The organism is Limosilactobacillus portuensis (assembly GCF_028607025.1).
GTDB classification, from domain to species: Bacteria; Bacillota; Bacilli; order Lactobacillales; family Lactobacillaceae; genus Limosilactobacillus; species Limosilactobacillus portuensis.
In genome coordinates this window covers 558826-576208 of sequence record NZ_CP117296.1, presented here as the reverse complement: position 1 = coordinate 576208, position 17383 = coordinate 558826, and the positions used below count along the sequence as shown (strand labels likewise).

General features: G+C 39.8%; 23 protein-coding genes. All 23 read right to left on the bottom strand.

Annotated elements, in window-relative coordinates:
- Nucleotides 1-357, bottom strand: a complete 357-nt coding sequence (locus PRK60_RS02855; RefSeq protein WP_273646282.1) for a phage head closure protein — start codon at nt 355-357, stop codon at nt 1-3.
- On the bottom strand, nt 317-673 hold the full coding sequence (locus PRK60_RS02850; protein ID WP_273646281.1) for a head-tail connector protein: 357 nt from the start codon (nt 671-673) through the stop codon (nt 317-319). The genes PRK60_RS02855 and PRK60_RS02850 overlap by 41 nt, the downstream gene beginning before the upstream one ends.
- Nucleotides 674-692: 19 nt before the next feature.
- The gene (locus PRK60_RS02845; protein ID WP_273646280.1) at nt 693-1892 is read right to left on the bottom strand and encodes a phage major capsid protein; all 1200 of its coding nucleotides are present in this window, start codon (nt 1890-1892) and stop codon (nt 693-695) included.
- Entirely contained in the window at nt 1882-2616 is a 735-nt protein-coding gene (locus PRK60_RS02840; RefSeq protein ID WP_273646279.1) for a head maturation protease, ClpP-related, read from the bottom strand. The genes PRK60_RS02845 and PRK60_RS02840 overlap by 11 nt, the downstream gene beginning before the upstream one ends.
- Entirely contained in the window at nt 2597-3790 is a 1194-nt protein-coding gene (locus tag PRK60_RS02835) for a phage portal protein (RefSeq protein ID WP_273646278.1), read from the bottom strand. The genes PRK60_RS02840 and PRK60_RS02835 overlap by 20 nt, the downstream gene beginning before the upstream one ends.
- A gap of 18 nt (nt 3791-3808) precedes the next feature.
- Nucleotides 3809-3991 (bottom strand): DUF1056 family protein, encoded by a 183-nt coding sequence (locus tag PRK60_RS02830; protein ID WP_273646277.1) that lies wholly within the window; start codon nt 3989-3991, stop codon nt 3809-3811.
- Complete coding sequence (locus tag PRK60_RS02825; protein ID WP_273646276.1) at nt 3981-5873, bottom strand: terminase large subunit; 1893 nt, start codon at nt 5871-5873, stop codon at nt 3981-3983. The genes PRK60_RS02830 and PRK60_RS02825 overlap by 11 nt, the downstream gene beginning before the upstream one ends.
- A gap of 15 nt (nt 5874-5888) precedes the next feature.
- A complete protein-coding gene (locus tag PRK60_RS02820) occupies nt 5889-6344 on the bottom strand; it encodes a phage terminase small subunit P27 family (RefSeq protein ID WP_273646275.1) in 456 nt (151 codons plus the stop codon).
- 246 nt (nt 6345-6590) lie between these two features.
- Nucleotides 6591-7055 carry an HNH endonuclease gene (locus PRK60_RS02815; RefSeq protein WP_392391044.1) on the bottom strand — a complete coding sequence of 155 codons (465 nt, stop codon included), beginning with the start codon at nt 7053-7055 and terminating at the stop codon, nt 6591-6593.
- Between the two features lie 34 nt (nt 7056-7089).
- Nucleotides 7090-7335 carry a hypothetical protein gene (locus PRK60_RS02810; RefSeq protein ID WP_392391043.1) on the bottom strand — a complete coding sequence of 82 codons (246 nt, stop codon included), beginning with the start codon at nt 7333-7335 and terminating at the stop codon, nt 7090-7092.
- A 2-nt stretch (nt 7336-7337) separates the two neighbouring features.
- On the bottom strand, nt 7338-7568 hold the full coding sequence (locus PRK60_RS02805; protein WP_273646273.1) for a hypothetical protein: 231 nt from the start codon (nt 7566-7568) through the stop codon (nt 7338-7340).
- 414 nt (nt 7569-7982) lie between these two features.
- Nucleotides 7983-8141: a hypothetical protein gene (locus PRK60_RS02800; protein ID WP_273646272.1), complete on the bottom strand. Its 159-nt coding sequence runs from the start codon at nt 8139-8141 to the stop codon at nt 7983-7985.
- Nucleotides 8142-8222: 81 nt separating this feature from the next.
- Nucleotides 8223-9305, bottom strand: a complete 1083-nt coding sequence (locus PRK60_RS02795) for a restriction endonuclease subunit S (protein WP_244974018.1) — start codon at nt 9303-9305, stop codon at nt 8223-8225.
- Nucleotides 9295-11214, bottom strand: coding sequence for an HsdM family class I SAM-dependent methyltransferase (locus PRK60_RS02790; RefSeq protein ID WP_273646271.1), 1920 nt, complete (start codon nt 11212-11214; stop codon nt 9295-9297). Before PRK60_RS02790 ends, PRK60_RS02795 begins: the two co-directional genes overlap by 11 nt.
- 193 nt (nt 11215-11407) lie before the next feature.
- Entirely contained in the window at nt 11408-12157 is a 750-nt protein-coding gene (locus PRK60_RS02785; RefSeq protein ID WP_273646270.1) for a hypothetical protein, read from the bottom strand.
- A gap of 63 nt (nt 12158-12220) precedes the next feature.
- The gene (locus tag PRK60_RS02780; RefSeq protein ID WP_273646269.1) at nt 12221-12466 is read right to left on the bottom strand and encodes a GH25 family lysozyme; all 246 of its coding nucleotides are present in this window, start codon (nt 12464-12466) and stop codon (nt 12221-12223) included.
- A gap of 2 nt (nt 12467-12468) precedes the next feature.
- Entirely contained in the window at nt 12469-12885 is a 417-nt protein-coding gene (locus PRK60_RS02775) for a phage holin family protein (RefSeq protein WP_216972301.1), read from the bottom strand.
- Complete coding sequence (locus tag PRK60_RS02770; protein ID WP_102168975.1) at nt 12882-13181, bottom strand: hypothetical protein; 300 nt, start codon at nt 13179-13181, stop codon at nt 12882-12884. The genes PRK60_RS02775 and PRK60_RS02770 overlap by 4 nt, the downstream gene beginning before the upstream one ends.
- 11 nt (nt 13182-13192) lie before the next feature.
- Nucleotides 13193-14359 carry a hypothetical protein gene (locus PRK60_RS02765; RefSeq protein ID WP_102168976.1) on the bottom strand — a complete coding sequence of 389 codons (1167 nt, stop codon included), beginning with the start codon at nt 14357-14359 and terminating at the stop codon, nt 13193-13195.
- 117 nt (nt 14360-14476) lie between these two features.
- Nucleotides 14477-14617, bottom strand: coding sequence for an XkdX family protein (locus tag PRK60_RS02760; RefSeq protein ID WP_102168977.1), 141 nt, complete (start codon nt 14615-14617; stop codon nt 14477-14479).
- An 11-nt stretch (nt 14618-14628) separates the two neighbouring features.
- The gene (locus PRK60_RS02755) at nt 14629-15000 is read right to left on the bottom strand and encodes a hypothetical protein (RefSeq protein WP_273646268.1); all 372 of its coding nucleotides are present in this window, start codon (nt 14998-15000) and stop codon (nt 14629-14631) included.
- A 12-nt stretch (nt 15001-15012) separates the two neighbouring features.
- Nucleotides 15013-16110, bottom strand: a complete 1098-nt coding sequence (locus tag PRK60_RS02750; RefSeq protein WP_102168979.1) for a BppU family phage baseplate upper protein — start codon at nt 16108-16110, stop codon at nt 15013-15015.
- Nucleotides 16111-16124: 14 nt separating this feature from the next.
- Nucleotides 16125-17378: a glycoside hydrolase family protein gene (locus PRK60_RS02745; RefSeq protein ID WP_102168980.1), complete on the bottom strand. Its 1254-nt coding sequence runs from the start codon at nt 17376-17378 to the stop codon at nt 16125-16127.
- Nucleotides 17379-17383 lie beyond the last annotated feature (5 nt).

The following is a 17383-nucleotide window of genomic DNA, read 5'->3' as shown; positions in this document are numbered from 1 at the left end:
CTAATCATCACCTTTCGTAACATCTTTTAATGTAATCAGGTCATAACGCTGTAACGAATGACTATCATCACGACTAATGGTAATAATTCGGTAAGTTACGTCATTATTACCATCAAGCTGAGCTAACATCGTTTTATCAATCTTGTACTGTGAACGGACTGCAACCACAATCGTGTCTTCCAGTTTTGTTCCTAATAACGAATACTGTTGGCTTTGTGAACGCTGATAAAAGGCACAATGCAGGCACCTTTTGGATACAAACTTGGTCGTAGAGCCATCAATGGTGTCCGTATCGATCTGCTCTGTCACTCCAAAATCAATTAGATGATTGAGCCGGCTGATCGCTAGTTTCATCATTATCACCTACTTCTAAATCGTACCGCCCACGTAACTGACCGATAATACTGTTCACAGTCAAATTGATAGGAAATGTTTGTGTATCGGATAATGCTAACCGATATTGATAATAAGTCGCTGCTAATGCCTTAACAGCACTTTCAAATAGCGGCCTTACATTTGCCTTCTCATAGAAATCTTGATTATCGCCAACAGCATTCTTAATGAACTGATCAGCGGCTGCAATATACCCTTTTAAGAGGCCATCATCCGCTGACCCGTCCAGGTACAGTAATCCTTTGATTTCGTTCAGCATCTTGTCATCTGAATCAGCCAATCAGTTCACCCACTTTCAATTAAGCAGTTTGACCACTATTGTCTGGAGTAGTTGCTGATTGATTAGCAACAGTCTTAAATGAGCCAGCAGCCCACGCACCATCATCAATCACTTCTACATCAAAACGATCAATACAACGAATCTTAGTCGTATTATGTTCAAATGCTCCTGCACCGACGTTAGTTGTAAACAATGACATATGTTCACGATCGTATAAAGTAATACCTTGTTTCAAATCACCGTAGTAAAGCGGATGAGCACCAGAAATATCAGGTAACCACTTGTCAGCAACTACTGTGATTTGCTTTCCATCAAGCAAATAAACATCCTTTTGAGATACATCGCGTTGTAACATATAGCGACCTTCAGCATCCTTAACTTTTGAAAGAACATTGTACCCAGATTGGTTAGTAACAAAGGATGAAGTCTGCATAATAGCTGGATCTAATGTATTATTTTCTAAGTCCTTAATATCATCAAATTTAGCAATTGTTGGCTTCTTAGCAGGTTTGCCCATTGCGGCGATAATTGCCACATTACGAGTAACAGCTACTTTCTTAGCAATCCAGTTAGAAAGCCAAGCTAAAATATTTTCAGCGGAATCTTTTAATAAGTTGTTAGTAACCGTATTAATAGCACCATATTCGTCAATAGCATATTTAATTAAACGAAGCTTCGGATCATCACCTGCACCGATTTCAGCTCCTTCACTATCGATCTTAGCCATTGGTGTCATGTCACTAAGTACTTCATATACCCGAGATCCAGACGTTGTAGAAACTGATTCAACGTTAACCAGGTTTTGCAAAGTAGCAAATTGACGAACTAAGGTGTGAATAGCGGTCTGAACATCAATCGGAATTGTCAGGCCACCATTACCAGCAATATCGGTTTCTGTTGATGAAGTAACTGCGTTAAAACGTCCACGAATCATATTCTTAAAGTTATTGACAAAGTCCTTCTTCATATCCTTTTCCTTATCGGTCAAAGGCTTTTTATCCTTATCTTTCATCTTTGCCACTTCTACAGCTCGTGCTTCATTTAGTTGCTCCTTAATTGCATCACGCTGTGACTTCAATTGGTCACGCTTGCCTTTTAATTTATTGAACTTTTCTGTAGAAAAGTTGTCATTTAAAACGGCCGCATTCAGCTTACTATCTAGATCTGACACTTCTTGACCCTTGGCAATCCAAGCATCATTTAATTCATTAATTACCATTTTGGTCATCATCCTTTCCAAATAAAATCGCCAACTTCTGGTCTCTCAAACTAGGAGTTGGCTTTTGCTTATTATTTTTAGTTTCCGGCTTAAGTGCGTTCTTAGTAACATCTTTCCGGTTTAATAAAGTCAACAATTTGTTAACAGCTGCTTTAGGAACAATCGTTGAAGTAGTATTAACTACTTGAGGAGTTTTTTCATCAACGAACAAGATCTTATCCGCAAATCCCTTATCCACTGCTTCCTGTGCAGTCATCCAGGTTGACTTAGCCATCATCTGTAGAATGTCATCTCGCTTCATACCCGTCTTCAGTTCATAAGCATTAACAATCGATTGATCAGTGGCATCCATCATATCAACTGCTTTGGATAAATCATCAGCGTTTCCTTGGGTAATAGTCCAGGCCTTGTGAATCATCATTTGAGCGGTGGGAGACATATTAACCTCATCCCCAGCCATTGCAATGATACTGGCAGAGCTAGCGGCCAGGCCTTCAACATTGACAGTTACTTTACCTTGATAACCCTTTAAATTGGTGTAAATCTCCGAAGCTGCTGAAACATCCCCACCATTGGAAGCAATATCGACTTCTAACGCGTCACCAGCTGCTGAATTAATTAAGTTATTAATTTTAGACGGTGACGTTGATGGAATACCAAAGAAATCATAAAAAGCTGCTGTAGCATCATCAACAATATCACCTTTAATCGGAATCTTCATCATCGTTATCACCTCCCTTCGTTGCCTTATCACCGGATACCACTTGCACGGCTTGAACCTGTGCTTGGGGTTGTTCTTTTTCCGGTAAGTCTTCCGGTAAGTAGCCGGCTTGCTGTAATAACCAAGTTGCTTGATTAGCGGCAATTGTGCCATTCTTCTGTAAGTTAGAAATACTAGTAACATAAGCATCCCCAGTTGGATCAATCACAGGGCGTAAATCCATCTTGATCCTACCAGCTAATTTATCGTTTAACTCTGCTGTAACGGAATTAGTGAATCGTGAGAGCGACTGTAGATAATTAGCATTCATCATGTCAATAGATGATTGTTGGTCACCTTGACCATTAATAACACTATCGCTGACCCCATACACCTTAGCAATCTGAGCACCGGTCCAACTGGCTTGATTCAGCAATTGAGCAACATTCCCCTGGATCTCCAAAGGCTCGTATTTTTCCAAATCATCCAAAACAATTGGTCCATTGTTAGAATCATTCATTTGCCTCATAAACTGCTTAGAGCGTTGTGCTTTCATCTTGCCATTTAACAAGCCACCCTTAGTAATGGATAACACACCGGGTGCCATAATTGACCGGCCCAATGCAGTAAGTGTTAACCGATTGGAACTATCCCGAATTGCTAATTCATCAGCCAGAGATGCTAACGGGCTGATTCCTGTTTTACCGCCGTTCTGAGAAAGCAATCGGATGTGAATCATATCGCTTTGCGGAATAGCTTGTCGATAGCCAATCTCTGGTCCGTCAAATGTAACGTTATAAACTAACCCTGAACCATCTTCTAATAAAAAAGGCGCAACTTGTGACGGTCGCAAATACTCCCATTGAGTATCAGTCCCATTACTGTTACGCCAACGGTAAGCATACGCCTCACCGCCTAAAAGTAATTGAGCAAACATAGACTGCCAAAACGCATGAGCATTGGAAGTCAATGTTGGATTATTCAAAATTCCTTGCGTTCGTGACGATTCAGCTACAAATTTAGCATCTGCCATATCTGATGATAACTGGTAAACAAGTGAATAAATATCGGAGTTCTTCAAAGCTGTCCGAGCATCTACGTACTTACTTTTATTATCTGGGTTCAAAAAATGCAACACGTCATCATCTGTCGTAATTGAAAGTCCTGGACTAACTTTTGGCATCTTAAATATAGGCATTCATTTCATCTCCTTTCATTATTTTGGAGGTGATGCCAAATACTCTGTAGCTAAACCTACTAGGATCAACACAACTCCAATGCTAAATAACCCAACAATTAGGTTAATTAAAAAACAGCCCCAGATAATACATCCAAAGGCTGCTAAGAAACAAATAACATCAATAAAACGCCAAATTGTCTGGAATAATTTAATCATCATCGTCATCACCTCCCAGTAATCCAGATTCTTCGCTTTCAAACCACGCCTTTACCTGTTCACTGGTCATTAGGTCAACCTGTTTACTCTTATCATTAGCAACCCCAAAATCTTCAAAGTGATACATGCCTTGATAAAGAGCATCAATAATAGCGTCAACTACATCGATTTTTAACGTAGCCTTAGCTTTATCAACTTGAATGCCAATCTTATCTTCCATGATTTGAGCATTAATTAGCGCTTTTTCCATAATTTTGTCATCGTCACGGGTAATTGTGCCTTCAATCATGCCTTTTTGTAGGAATTTAGTAGGATCCTTTAATTCACTAGTACGTTGACGAATCGGTTCCAACGGCCATTCTGTATTAATATCCATCTGTTTAATAGCCGTTGTAGCTCCCCATGCATCGTAACCAAAAAACATGACTTTAAAATCGTGTTCATGAACATAATTTAGCAACCACTGATAAACTTGGTCATCATTAATCAAGCCCTGAGGGTGTGAAGTAATTGTACAGTAACCTTGCTTAGCTAACTCCCGGTACTCAATTCCATCCTGCTTTTCCTTCGCCTCAATGGAACCGGCCTTATTCCAAGGAATAAAGCTATGTTGTTTAATGTGCCAGCGAGGATTGCCTTGATTATCCGTATATGGAAAGATGAATGCTATCGCCGTGTTATCACTGAACATAGAATAGTCAAAACCAATATAAACTTGACATCCATCAATCTGATCAAAATTCATTTTGGTCCTTTCAATATCAGATAGCTTCAAATAACTATTAGTAGCTTCCTGTAGCCATAAGTTCAGACTCTTATTTTGAAAATCATCAATTGAACCGGTTAGCATGTCTGAATCACGTTTGTCACGCAACCCATCTAATAAAATATCCCTTTGACCTGGTAAGTATAAAAGCGGATTAGATTTGTACCAGGTATCTTCTTTAAAGGTTTCATCTAAGCTATCTTGTGCCCAAATCATCCCCAACATCCGATCACCGTCACGGGAATAATCCTGCTCCATGATTTGTTGAACTACCTTCTGGTCATCATGGAATGGCACAGATGGGTCTTGGTAAGAGGTTGAAATTTCGATGTACTGGTGGTTGGGAATTTTCGACTGTCCGGACATAATATCTTCACTACCCTTACGAGTCGCAACATTCCCAATTTCATCAAAGATTGCAGTTGTAAAGTGTTTTGAATCGTATTTGTCAGCATTCATCGACATCGGCCACAAGTTATTGTTAGTCTTACGCATAGTAATTCCAGTATGGTCCCGAATCACAATGTCTTGTTCTTTCGCTAGTTGAGCAAAAATTGGCTGCCGGTCAAAGATGATTTTCAGCATATGGTTGATATAACCATACAGCTTACCGGTCTGATCATAGTTAGAAGCTGTAACTAAAAAATCCTGATTAGCTAACCCCATGGATTCGATCAGAAAACAGTAAACCATGTAAATAGCCATAAGGTAAGTTTTTCCTTGCCCCCGCGCAACCGAAAGAATGACCCGCGTAAATCGTTTCTTATTTTTATCATCCCGCCAGCCAAAAATCATGCCAAAAATAAATTTTTGCCAATCCATTAAAGCTGTTGGTTCATCCGTATCAACGTTTGGTGCAATTTTAGCAAATTTCAAAATCTTATCGACTTCTTTTAAGTCGTAATGATAGTTAAATTCACCACGCTCTGCACGTTGTAGATCCCGTAGATGACGAAAGGCAGCTAGTTTAATCAAGTAACCACTAATTAGCCTTTTATCCAAAACATCAAAAGCATATTGCGTAGCTGGATCAGTATATTGGTGACGGATATTCTCAAAATCGCATTGATGATATGCTCCAATCACATCATGAGTTTGAGTTAAATCGATTTTCTGCATTTCTATTTACACCTTCTAAACTAATCCAATATCCTTAAACTGTTGCGCCACTGATTTCTCTTTTTTATGACTAGCAATCTGCATTAATTCCTGACGAGCTTGTGGTGAAAGCCCTAATTGTGAGCCAATTGACTTCAACTGTTTTAGTGCGTCATTCATTGTTGCAACAGCTGGGTTTTTTCGGTAACCAGCAAAATCTTTACCAATAATTTGACCAGTTGAATCTTGTAATGAATTAAATAATTTAGTTTGAATCCCATTTTCCTGAATATTTTGATACGCTTGGCGATAAATTTCATATTCCGAGCAATATTGTTCAACTAATGCATCATCTATTCTTTGAACCCGTTGCGTACTCTCTAAAAAAGGCACAACTTTACGCCAACACCCTTTTGCTAAGCGTCCTAAATAATGAGGTTGATCTTTGGGTAAACGTCCATTATTCTGCTTAAAATAGGCTTTTCTGGGCATTCTTGGATCTCCTTTCATTATTTTTGAAACAGTTTGACCCCCCCTGGGGTAAAATTTTTAAAATTAGGGGTTGCGTGCAAGCTGGCTGCAATGTGTGCGCTCTTTCTGAGCATGGTAACGGGGGCGGGGTGCTAAACTTCTGCCCCGTTTGGAAATAATTTTCATCAAAATTAAAATTGCTCTACGGACATTTCTGAGGCTCTCAGGGCGATGTCGTTTTAACTATTAAATTCATTGCGTTAGAGTCTATTGGTGCCCTTTAGTCATTAGATACTTGATACTAAGTACATCATGCAACTCGGCGACTTGCTTGCGCTGGTTGTCGATGCCTGTACCATACCACTCATGTTCCCAATCGGTCTTTAATCGGTGACACTTGCGACAGATGGTTGCTAAGTTATCAAGATGATCTTTGAGGTTCTCATCATATTCAATCGGTACAATGTGATCAACGGTATTGCTGTTAGGTTGACCGCAATATTGACAGATGTAATGATCACGTTCTAACACCTGTGGTCTTAACCGTTGCCATTGTCGGCCTCGGTAGAACTGGTACTGATTATGCTTAACACTATTCCGATTACGCGTTTGAATATTGTACTTGTGTTGGTACTGTTGACTATGTGACCGTGCCCATCGTTGACGATTAGCCAAATACTCCGCTTCATGTTCATAGTGTTGTTTACAGTAATGATCTGGTAACTGTACCATCGCATGACAACCAGGATAACGACATCTTCTATATCTAGACATATTTAATGACCTTTGCAATTATGTAGATAGTTTCATATGGCTTATTAGGTGAAAATGAATCGGCAGGCACATCAATAGTTTGGTCATGACTGCATCCAACGATTTCAACATCATCATACTCTTTGGCTAGCTCATTTAGCCATTTCTCCATGCCAAAGCCCAATGGGTCTTTGTGCTGACGTTCAGACCAGTCATCCTCGTAACCCCTGAAGCGGATTTCCCTTTTTAAATTCATCAAAATTACACCTCCACGATATTGTACTGATTAATATATGGTGCTATTGCTTGATACGGTCGTGTTGAATAGCCAACTGGTGCATCAAGCAAATATGTTGGATCTCCATGAAAATCATTATCATCTTGGTTAAACATTGCAATACTAAAGGGATGTTTCCCTTGATTACGTAGCTCTGCAATCTTTTTTACCAAATTATCTGCACTATGAATTTTATACACTGTGATTTTTCGCATATCACCACACCACCTTTCTGCTAGAATTTACTATTTATTTTTATGTACTTTAAAAGCTGGCAAGCGTTGACCTGTCGGCTTATTTCTTTACTTTCAACAGTAGCTCGTGCTTACGTTTCCCTGTTGCAGTGAAACTGTGTTTATTACCTAAGTCAGCGACTATTTCAGTATCTGGTAAAGGTGTGTACTCACTAATGTAAATATCTTTTGCTGGACACTTCATATACCACTCGTGAAACCGTTCTGAGTTCCAAACAGGCAGTTGTAAGCCTTATATATCAAGGCTTTAACTCAGTTTTGTGTGCAGAATGTGTGCAGCGCTTTATTTTTTTATATAAAACCCGACACCTCAAATGAAGTGCCGGGTATTTTGTCCCACTCAAAATTAACTTGTAATCAGTATACCATATTATTCTAAACTAATGATAACTTCTGTAAGGCCTTGACTAATTTAGGATTTTCTAATAATTCATTCATAGTTGATTTAGGATTAATTTCAACAGTTTTATTTACAACTTTGCTTATTTTTTTACTAGGAGCCTTAACGAATTGTCCTCTTAACCTTTGATTCATTATATTAGCTCCTTTCAAATTGATATCAGTATACTACTATATATACCGCGCCCCATTTTGTACAATTCCTAATTCAAATAATTAACGTGCATTGAGGTATTGCAAATAGTTATTGTACTTTTGGATCATCTTATTCTTAACGTATTGTTCCATGTAGTCATAGTCAGGTTGGCCTTGAGCATCAATAGGTAATAGAACTCGATCACGTTTAATGCCATCACTAGTAGCCATATGTCCATATTGATATTTCGACGTAGTATTGTTGATAGCTCTAGCCATGAAAATTCCATTATATTTATTCAAACGTTGTGATCTCAACATAATAATCGAAGAACCACCACCACCACGGCCTAAAAATTCCGTTGATTGATAAAAAGAACTTCCATCTACCGGACTGACAGTTATACAGTTACTAGCATCTGGTACTTCATTCTCATGAGGCCGACAAAACTTTACAGAACCGTTAAGACTCGCCCCCGACGCTATGAATGGTATATCACCCTCATCATACTTGTTTTTAGAACGAGCAGGCGGTCGTGTAACACTCTCAAACAGGTCGTCAATTCTAAAAGTTCTCCATTGAAGATTAGATAATGGCTGGATTTTAACATATTCCAACTTTGCCAAAACTGAGTGAACATACTTCAAATAATAATTTTTCTTTTTTTCAAGTAATTCTTGCTCATAATCAGCCATAAACTTAAAGTCAGGTTTACCTTGCTCATTTACTGGAAGAAGTAATTTTAATCGTTTCATACGTGATAATGTCGCACCATTACCGCCCCAGTTAAACTTAGCAGTCATTTGAGAACGAAACAATGGTAACAAAAATTGAATCACTGATGGGGTCAGATGTTCACCAGTAACAACTTGAATGTTTTGTCCAGTGACAAATTTATAAGGCTGATAAAAAGCTGTCTGAGTATCTAAACCCACCGTTATAGACTTGCCATTGTCAAAACCATACCTATAATTTTCAGAACTAACGAATTTTGATACTCCATTACTACCACCAGAACGAGTCACATAAGGTACAGTTAGATTATCTCCAGATAACAATTTATTCTTATCAATACTGCTATTCGTAGTATGAATCTCAAAAAGTCCGTCCGTGCCAAACGCATTAAACTCTTTCCAATCACGATCAGATAAATTAAGCATCATGATCACCGTCTTTCTTAAAGAGATAATCACGACCAGCCATAACCATCGAAAACTCAAAGTCAAGGTAATTCCCAATTGACTTATCAAAATCACTTTCCGACGGTACTTCATCGTTAAAGTAATAGAAACTGTGCAGCCATTCATCCGTTGGTTTAACCGTTGACTTAACGCAGAACTTTGTTGGAGCTTCCACGTTATCATGCCAAACATCTAGTAAGTATTGTTTACGATCTTTGACACGTGAAGTAGCAATTAATCCAATATGAGGACTAACTTCATAGCCATCATCACGGAAATCAATAAACTTGACCTGTTTATCCGCAGGGTGAGTCACATGAGCAGTAAATACAGCAATCACAGGGTTAGTACCGACACCATAGAAAGTGTTAGGATTGCACGTTATAACCCCTTCAAGGGTATGCTCTTTCAGAATAGCTTCTTTGTACTGCTTTTCGGCTTTGGACTTACCAACCATTGTAGACTGAGGAACAATCACAGCCACACGACCATCAGGAAGGACACTATCCAACAAATGCTTAATGAAGTTGATTTCATATTGCTCAGGATCTTTTTTTGAGCCCTGACTGTATGGTGGGTTCATCATACCAACAGTGGCCATTGTTTCGGTTTGGAGTTTTGTTGCTGGTTGTTGCAGAAAATCTTCATTTTTTAGATTTGATTTTCCATCTCCGCGTAAAATCATGTTGGTTGTTGCAATGGTGAACATATAATCTTGTAGCTCAATTCCATATAGCTGATTACGACGAATATCACGTCGCTGCTGCTCACCAGAGGCCTGTTTAAGCATGTTATGCATCGCAGCTATTAAGAAGCCAGCAGTCCCACACGTAGGGTCAAATACATGGTCAGTAGATTTTAGGTCTACAAGGTCACAAAATAGCTCTGTGATATGCTTGGGCGTCAAAATAATACCTAAACTTTGACCGTCACCACCTGAATAACTCATAAACTCACCATAGAAGCGTCCCAAATAGTCCTCTGCGGAGTTCGTGTAACGAATGTCTTGGTAAATAGTACGATTGATAAACTCAGTATAGTAGCGTAATGGTGTCATACCCAGTCGAGCATCTTTAGTATTCAACTTAGCTGAATCTTTGATAATACTAAACTGACTCAGTAACTTATCCAACTTGGTCTGTGGTTGGACGTTAGAACGCCGTAAATTAGACTTAACGGCGTCCATTAGCTTATCTCCATCGGTAGTAACCGTATCGCCAGTTAATGAATCAATACTAAAGTTGCGAGCTTCTCCTTCACGCAAAGCTAAAAGAATACCAGATACGACCAGCGGTTTATCAACATCTTTTAACTGACCGTATGTTCTCAAATCCTCGTGGAGTTGAGCAGCATCTTTAAGAATATCAGCAGTAGTCTTTTCCTCGTTAGTGTCCTCATGAAGCACTTCTTTTTGATAATATTCATCAATGTTTTTCTCGTTAAAACTAATAAAAGACTCAACATCTGGCAGTACATCATAGTCACCACGCTCGTTAATGAACATTGGCGTGATTTTATGTAACTTCTCATTACCTGAAACCCCAAAGGCAAAACACTTCTTATACGAAGTCCGTTCCAGAATATGCCGAGCATAATGTAATGCCCCATTCAACGCATATTTAGGAACGACCATCGGATCATCAGTCGTAATAACATCGTGATCAGTATAAACATGATTGGAAATATCAGCCTTATCTTCAATCACCAGCAAATAGTCCTTTACGACCCCAACATACTCGGGATAACCAGATTTTCCATTTAATTTTTTACTAGCAGTATGAAGTGCATCATCAATATTTTTTATGTGAGAGCTTTGATAGTCCAAATCAATCTTAGAATCATTTAACAAGTGATCCACCCATAAATCCGTAGACCCTTCAACTCGTGCCATTCAATCAATCCTTTCCGTGAAGCCATCTCCAAATAGCTCCATGTTCTTGTTTTTCTTCATTGCTTTTCTCACCGTTAACAGGTTTTACTGGTTCAGAATTGTTAACATTATACGACAAAAAAAGCCCGAGTGGCCATTGCATTATCTGCAACAACCACCCGGGCTGTATTACATTGCCAGAGGGTCTATCCTCCTATTCTTCCATTTTAATTTTTAATTTTGCAAGTTGTGCCTTAACTTCACTTTGAATGTAGGCTTTAAGCTGATCATCAAGCGCAATCTGCTTATCAATACTTGGCTTTGCTTCAACTGGCTTAGTTTCCTGAGTAGTTTCTTCTTGAAGAGCACCATCGTCACCAAAGGCGTATAGCTTACCATCAATTTCTTGCCGTCCAGTTAACATCCATGCATTTTCAAGATCAAAGTAATACTTCTTCCCGTTGATCTGTTGCCAGCCAGTTAGAGCGGCACCAAACGTTCCGTCATGGTTAACATCGAAATAATACCAGTGGTTATTAATCTGTTGCCAACCAGTAACCGTATTCCCAGATGCATCTAGGTAATACCAACGATTATCAACCTTGCGCCAGTCGTTCTTCACTGCAGAACCATTTTCAAAGTATTGCCAATTATCACCGCTGCCTTGCCAGCCATTTGTGTTACCACTTGGGTTAGCAATCTTCATCCAGGCTTCCTTAGTCAGATAGAAGATACTCCGGTCCATATCACCACCGGTAAACTGCCAACCAGTCAGAGCACCAAAAGCACCAGCACTGACACTCATGTTTGGTAACGTCCAACTGTTCCAAGTCATTGATGCATATTTAGCTACCCAAACACCGCAGTATTTAGCACAGTTAGCAACCTGCCACAATGCTGATTCCTGTACATAAATTAAGGGCCATACTCCAGTAAGTCGGTGAACTTCAGTAACGAAGCGCAACGGCCATGAAGCATCGCCCCAGGATGAGTTTTGGTATGATTCCCAGTCAAGAATAAGGATTCCTTAACCAACATAATTCTTGATGTTGTTGATAAAATATTGGGCTTCACTCTCTGGATTGCCACCACCTGCGTAGTGGTATAATCCTCGCAACTTACCAAGTTGACCGGCTAAGTCCCATTGATGATTACAACAAGGATTAACATAGCTGGTACCCTGAGTAGCTTTAACAATGACCCCATCAGCGTGTGAATCTTGAATAATGCTGTCGGAACTTCCAGAGTAAACATCAACTGTATACAATGCCATTGCTAATCATCCTCCTTTGTCAAATCGTTAGCCCGGTTAGGTGCCGTTTGAATGGCAACCTTAACAGAGTCAGCAGTATCATTACCAGTTAAGTCTGACTTTTCATAAGCCGCTTGGACGGCTGATTCAATTGCTTTGACATCAACATTAGTGAAACCACGCTTAGCCAAGACGTCTTGAACAATCGTAATTGCTTGATTGAACTTGTCATTGCCAGACATCTGAGCATTAACCAGTGAACTAACCGCTGTGTCAGCTACTTGTTCAATAAAGCTCCACAGTTCCTTTGATTGAGCGGTCTTCGCATGTAATGCCTTAGCATGAATCAAGTTTTCCAAATACTTAAATGCATACACAATGGCCGTTGAAACGACTAACGTAATTACATATTCAGGAATTGCATTAATAATCTCGTTCATCTTCGTTCCTCCAAATTAGTAATTCTTCGCTCATGATCCTTCAGTTCTTCATCATGCCGAATAAACTTCTTATCACCATTCTCAAGTCGTAATTCTGCCTTTCGCTGGCGTTGATTAAACTCTTTTAGCCCAGCATTAACATCACTTAATTGTTCTCGAATCGGTCCAAAAAGTTGCACATCAGCCTTGCTAATTAACCAGCGAAGTATCAACGCAATTGCAGTTAGAATAGCAATGATTGAAGCCCATTCATCCCAATTAAGAGATAAGAAAGAATGTGGTGTAATCCAATTCATTTCTTCACCCTCTATCTATTAGCTTGTGAAGTACTGGTTGGAGCACTTGCGGAAGCTGATTGACTAGCACTAGCGCTTAACGATGAACTCATGCTGGAACTGGTTGAAGCCGAAGCACTAATTGACTGTGAAGCGGATGGGCTAGAGCTAATCGAAGAACTCATACTTTGCGAAGCACTAGCACTGGTTGAGGTTGAAGCGGAGCTACTAGAACTCATACTTTGCGAAGTGGAGCTACTAGAACTAGTTGAATTGCTCTGTGAAGTTGAAACAGATGCGCTGGAAAGACTATTAATTAAGCTATTTAGCTTGCTTAACGTTTGACCGTTAGCGTCTGCAACGGCTTGCAACTGATCGCTAGTAACTCGTGACTTAATTGCAGCATTAATTGCTGTTAGTTGATCATTCAGCGCATCCACTTTGACAAACTGACTCATATCAGGTACTTCTCCAGCTGGCCCTTGGGCTTTGACCATCGTATCTAAGCTACCAACGAACCAATCACCAGTAGCTTTGTCAATATGAGGAGTAACTCCATCATCACCGGGATCACCTTTATCTCCCTTTATGCTGTCTCCCTTATCACCTTTTGGTCCCGCTGGTAAGCCTAAATCAATCCGATAGGTATTCGGATCAGTCGATAGTGGTGTTAATAAGAAGGTTGGTTGAGCGTCAGATGGTAATTTAGTAACAGTACCAGCAACCAATTTAGGGGTTACCCCATCCTCACCAGCTACCCCTTGCTTAAAAGCATTGACCTTTTGGAGCAAGTCAGCATAGACCGCTTGAAGTGTTTTATTTGAGATGTTACTAATATCAGTTACACCCATCGTGTTCTGATCAATGGTGAAAAAGCAATATGAATCAGATGGGTAGACCTGAGTCTTTCTCGTTATGCTATTAGTAATCCAGAGTTCTACCGCATAGGTACCAGGCTCTAATTGTGCTAAATCAGACGTATCTAATTCCACATCCTGGCTGTTGCTAGCAACATGACCCGGAGCACTAGCGATATAGTCCCCACTGTTGAGACCGTCAGCTTGTGCGATCTTAAAAGTTAACACGTTGTTATCATAACTAAGGGTATTGTCATCGGTCTTTGGTGTGAATGTCATTACAGCATCCGTATCACCGAACTTCCACTTGCCCCAGTCATCATCTAATACAAGTGTTCTCATTTTGTCTCCTTTCCCAAAGCCGCCCATAACAAAAAGCGTGCGATTGCGTTAAATTTTTAACGCTTTCGTACGCTTTATTTATGTATTGTGATTTTCTATGGCGACTATGTATTTTCTTTATGCTGCTGGTTGAAGGATTTGATTAGCTTGCTCTTGGGTCAAATCATTGACTTCTGCAAACAGCTTAATATCATCTGCCGTAAACAATCCCATTTCATAATAGGACTTATAAAAGTTAAACATTACATCATTAGCCATGTAATTACCTCCTACTTAGTTTTTAATTTAAGCTCAGCAATACTCTTCATCATCGTTGCGTTGACCGTGACTTGTAGCTTAACTTGCTTTTGTAAATCAGCATTAGTTTTCATTAAGCTAGCCATTAACTGTTGTTGTGGACTTGGCGTATTGGTTGGTTCCCCACCATTTAAATGATCGGACTTCAGCCACTCTTCCTTACTCATTCCAAACCATCGTAGCTGGTCTTCATCGAACATTGGAGTTCCATACAGACCATCGGCAGGTTTGATATAAGTTTGGCCGACCAGTAATTCAGAGCCACGTGGGACCTTAATTGTCCCAATGAGCTTATTCTTATCAAGCGTGTCATAGACATATGCTGTAACCACATCGTTATTCATTATTTAGCCCCCTTACTTTAGTTGATCAGGACTGGCAACAAATGAGAACTCATAGGTAAAATCAGCGGCAGGATCATAGACTTCTGAATTATAGTCATTTTCAGAGTTCCATAAGCCAATTTGTTGAAAGCCACTCTTTTCGTCAGGCGCACACTTCATTGCTCGCCGAGCTTGTGTTCCTGCTGGCATCATCATAATAGTTGCTCCCGCTGGTAAGTTTGAAAAGTCCACTTTTGATGCTAGTGGATTAGTGGCAAAATTAATGTTTTTCCAAGACTTCTCGGGAAAATGCGTCCACCCCATGATGAATCCAATAGCGATATTTTGAATATATACCAGACAGCCACCAATCCAGCCAGTACATCCATTAAGCATAGTACCGCTGAAATATTCATATCTAACTTTATTTTTCTCTAATTGAGCAGTAACATCTGCTTTTACCGCATTCATTTGACTAGTAACGCTGGAACTTAATGAGTCCATCTGACTAGTTAATTGTTGACGGAATGGGTTAACAATTCCGCTAACTAAATCAACCGTTTCCGGCTTGTTAAGCACAGCGTGTTGCTCAATCAAGTCGGTGTAAGCTCCAACAGTTGTTTTCATCGATTCAATTTGATTCAACAATTGCTGAGCGTTCATTTCCCGTAAAGCCTGATTGATTTTAGTTCGGGTCTTTTCCAATTCCGGAATAAATGGCCGAACACTGATTCCCATTTCAACCTGACTTGGTAAAACATTCAAGGTTAAGTTAACTGTTGAAATATCAGAGCCGTCTTCGCCTTGAATCTTGAAATAGGCTTCTTGCCACTTACCTTCTTTTTGGAAAATCCCTTCTGGAAAGTAAAAGGTAATTAACCCTAATTGTCGGTCATCACCCGGTTGGTCATCATCAAAACCACCAGCTGCCGTAAATGGGGTGGCGTTACTGTCCTTGCCATAAAATCTCATTTTATGGTTTGTCATATCGACAGAATTACTGCCCGACTTAATATGAAGCTTGCAGTAAGCCCTAGCGTCACCCACCCTGGCTTGGAAGTAATTAGTTAAGTCGACAAAAGTCGAGACTGGTTTTTCAATGTCGACCTCTAAATAATCTTTATAAGCCATTGTTTATCTCCTTTCTATACGTGGAACTTAGTAAGAACCGCCAGTAAATCATTTAAAGTAGTCTGAACTTGATCCCAGTTGTTGTTCAAAGTAGTTTGATAGCTGGTATCAATCATCAAATTCAATGGTCGAACTAGTTCAATATAATCAAAATCCTTTTTGGTCCGAATATTAGCAAAGCCGTTAGAGCGAAATACTCCAACGGCTTTATTAATTTCTAATTCTAGCTGGTCGAACACATGAACAATATACAACCAGGCATTACGGTCCAATCCGGAACTTCGCAGTTGCAAGTGATCTGGTTTAGCACCTACATCGTCACCTAGCAGCTTACCGAATCGGTTATAAATTGTGTTGATTGCAGAGAGACACTGTTCATAGTTATGTTTGGTATTGCTGCCGAGATCAAACGGCTTATCAACGTGAGTCAAGTTAACTTTAGTGACCGTTGCATCGGAACCTGATTCAACTTTTAAGAATGACCCGTGACGCATGTTAATACTTGAGGTTACATTTTGCGGACCAGTCCACTTGCTAAGGTCGTGAATATTAGCGGTCTGTACAACCATCTGACCAGAATCGGCAACTCCAGGAACTGAGCCGGTAATGTGATCACAGTAGAAGTAGATGGTGTCACCATCTACTAAGGTTTCCCCGGCTTCATACCAGATTGTTTTACCATTCTCGTCTGAGTGTTCGATATTGTTCTTAATCAATGTATATGGTCCCATGTATGAATCAGCTTCATACAACCAATAAGCATCAATTGATAGGTAATACTTACCATTCATCTTCCAGATATGAGGATCCATTCCATGATCTTCATTAACCATCTGCCATGAATTAGTAACTTCACCCGTTTCAGGGTCAAAGTCTGCTACATAAACGTGTCGAGAATCGGATACCGCGCCCCAAACCAAGTGCCAGTTATCACTATAATCAGTGAAGAACTCTGGGGCCCAGATGTCGGTATAACCATCTCGCTGTAAGAATGATACGTCAAACGACTTAAACGTCTGAAAGTCCTTAGTGCGGTACAATCCGGTCGTCCCGGTAATCCAGTAGTAATCATTGTACTTAGCGATATTGCCATCGCGTAAATTTCCTAATTGTGGAAATTCTGCAATCACATTCCAGTTAATCGCATCATTTGAACCACTCAATACTGGAGTAGCTTTCCATGGATTAGAACTATTTTCACCTGCTGGGTCAAAGCCAAAGTAGATATATTTGTACTGTGATATTTGTTTAATAACATCAGTTGCCATTTAAT

What these genes read in the sequence shown, in the direction of transcription:
- PRK60_RS02855 (WP_273646282.1), bottom strand. Translation starts at nt 357, where the DNA reads ATGATGAAACTAGCGATCAGCCGGCTCAATCATCTAATTGATTTTGGA.
- PRK60_RS02845 (WP_273646280.1), bottom strand. Translation starts at nt 1,892, where the DNA reads ATGGTAATTAATGAATTAAATGATGCTTGGATTGCCAAGGGTCAAGAA.
- PRK60_RS02840 (WP_273646279.1), bottom strand. Translation starts at nt 2,616, where the DNA reads ATGATGAAGATTCCGATTAAAGGTGATATTGTTGATGATGCTACAGCA.
- PRK60_RS02835 (WP_273646278.1), bottom strand. Translation starts at nt 3,790, where the DNA reads ATGCCTATATTTAAGATGCCAAAAGTTAGTCCAGGACTTTCAATTACG.
- PRK60_RS02830 (WP_273646277.1), bottom strand. Translation starts at nt 3,991, where the DNA reads ATGATGATTAAATTATTCCAGACAATTTGGCGTTTTATTGATGTTATT.
- PRK60_RS02825 (WP_273646276.1), bottom strand. Translation starts at nt 5,873, where the DNA reads ATGCAGAAAATCGATTTAACTCAAACTCATGATGTGATTGGAGCATAT.
- PRK60_RS02820 (WP_273646275.1), bottom strand. Translation starts at nt 6,344, where the DNA reads ATGCCCAGAAAAGCCTATTTTAAGCAGAATAATGGACGTTTACCCAAA.
- PRK60_RS02815 (WP_392391044.1), bottom strand. Translation starts at nt 7,055, where the DNA reads ATGGTACAGTTACCAGATCATTACTGTAAACAACACTATGAACATGAA.
- PRK60_RS02805 (WP_273646273.1), bottom strand. Translation starts at nt 7,568, where the DNA reads ATGCGAAAAATCACAGTGTATAAAATTCATAGTGCAGATAATTTGGTA.
- PRK60_RS02800 (WP_273646272.1), bottom strand. Translation starts at nt 8,141, where the DNA reads ATGAATCAAAGGTTAAGAGGACAATTCGTTAAGGCTCCTAGTAAAAAA.
- PRK60_RS02795 (WP_244974018.1), bottom strand. Translation starts at nt 9,305, where the DNA reads ATGATGCTTAATTTATCTGATCGTGATTGGAAAGAGTTTAATGCGTTT.
- PRK60_RS02790 (WP_273646271.1), bottom strand. Translation starts at nt 11,214, where the DNA reads ATGGCACGAGTTGAAGGGTCTACGGATTTATGGGTGGATCACTTGTTA.
- PRK60_RS02780 (WP_273646269.1), bottom strand. Translation starts at nt 12,466, where the DNA reads ATGGCATTGTATACAGTTGATGTTTACTCTGGAAGTTCCGACAGCATT.
- PRK60_RS02775 (WP_216972301.1), bottom strand. Translation starts at nt 12,885, where the DNA reads ATGAACGAGATTATTAATGCAATTCCTGAATATGTAATTACGTTAGTC.
- PRK60_RS02770 (WP_102168975.1), bottom strand. Translation starts at nt 13,181, where the DNA reads ATGAATTGGATTACACCACATTCTTTCTTATCTCTTAATTGGGATGAA.
- PRK60_RS02765 (WP_102168976.1), bottom strand. Translation starts at nt 14,359, where the DNA reads ATGAGAACACTTGTATTAGATGATGACTGGGGCAAGTGGAAGTTCGGT.
- PRK60_RS02760 (WP_102168977.1), bottom strand. Translation starts at nt 14,617, where the DNA reads ATGGCTAATGATGTAATGTTTAACTTTTATAAGTCCTATTATGAAATG.
- PRK60_RS02755 (WP_273646268.1), bottom strand. Translation starts at nt 15,000, where the DNA reads ATGAATAACGATGTGGTTACAGCATATGTCTATGACACGCTTGATAAG.
- PRK60_RS02750 (WP_102168979.1), bottom strand. Translation starts at nt 16,110, where the DNA reads ATGGCTTATAAAGATTATTTAGAGGTCGACATTGAAAAACCAGTCTCG.
- PRK60_RS02745 (WP_102168980.1), bottom strand. Translation starts at nt 17,378, where the DNA reads ATGGCAACTGATGTTATTAAACAAATATCACAGTACAAATATATCTAC.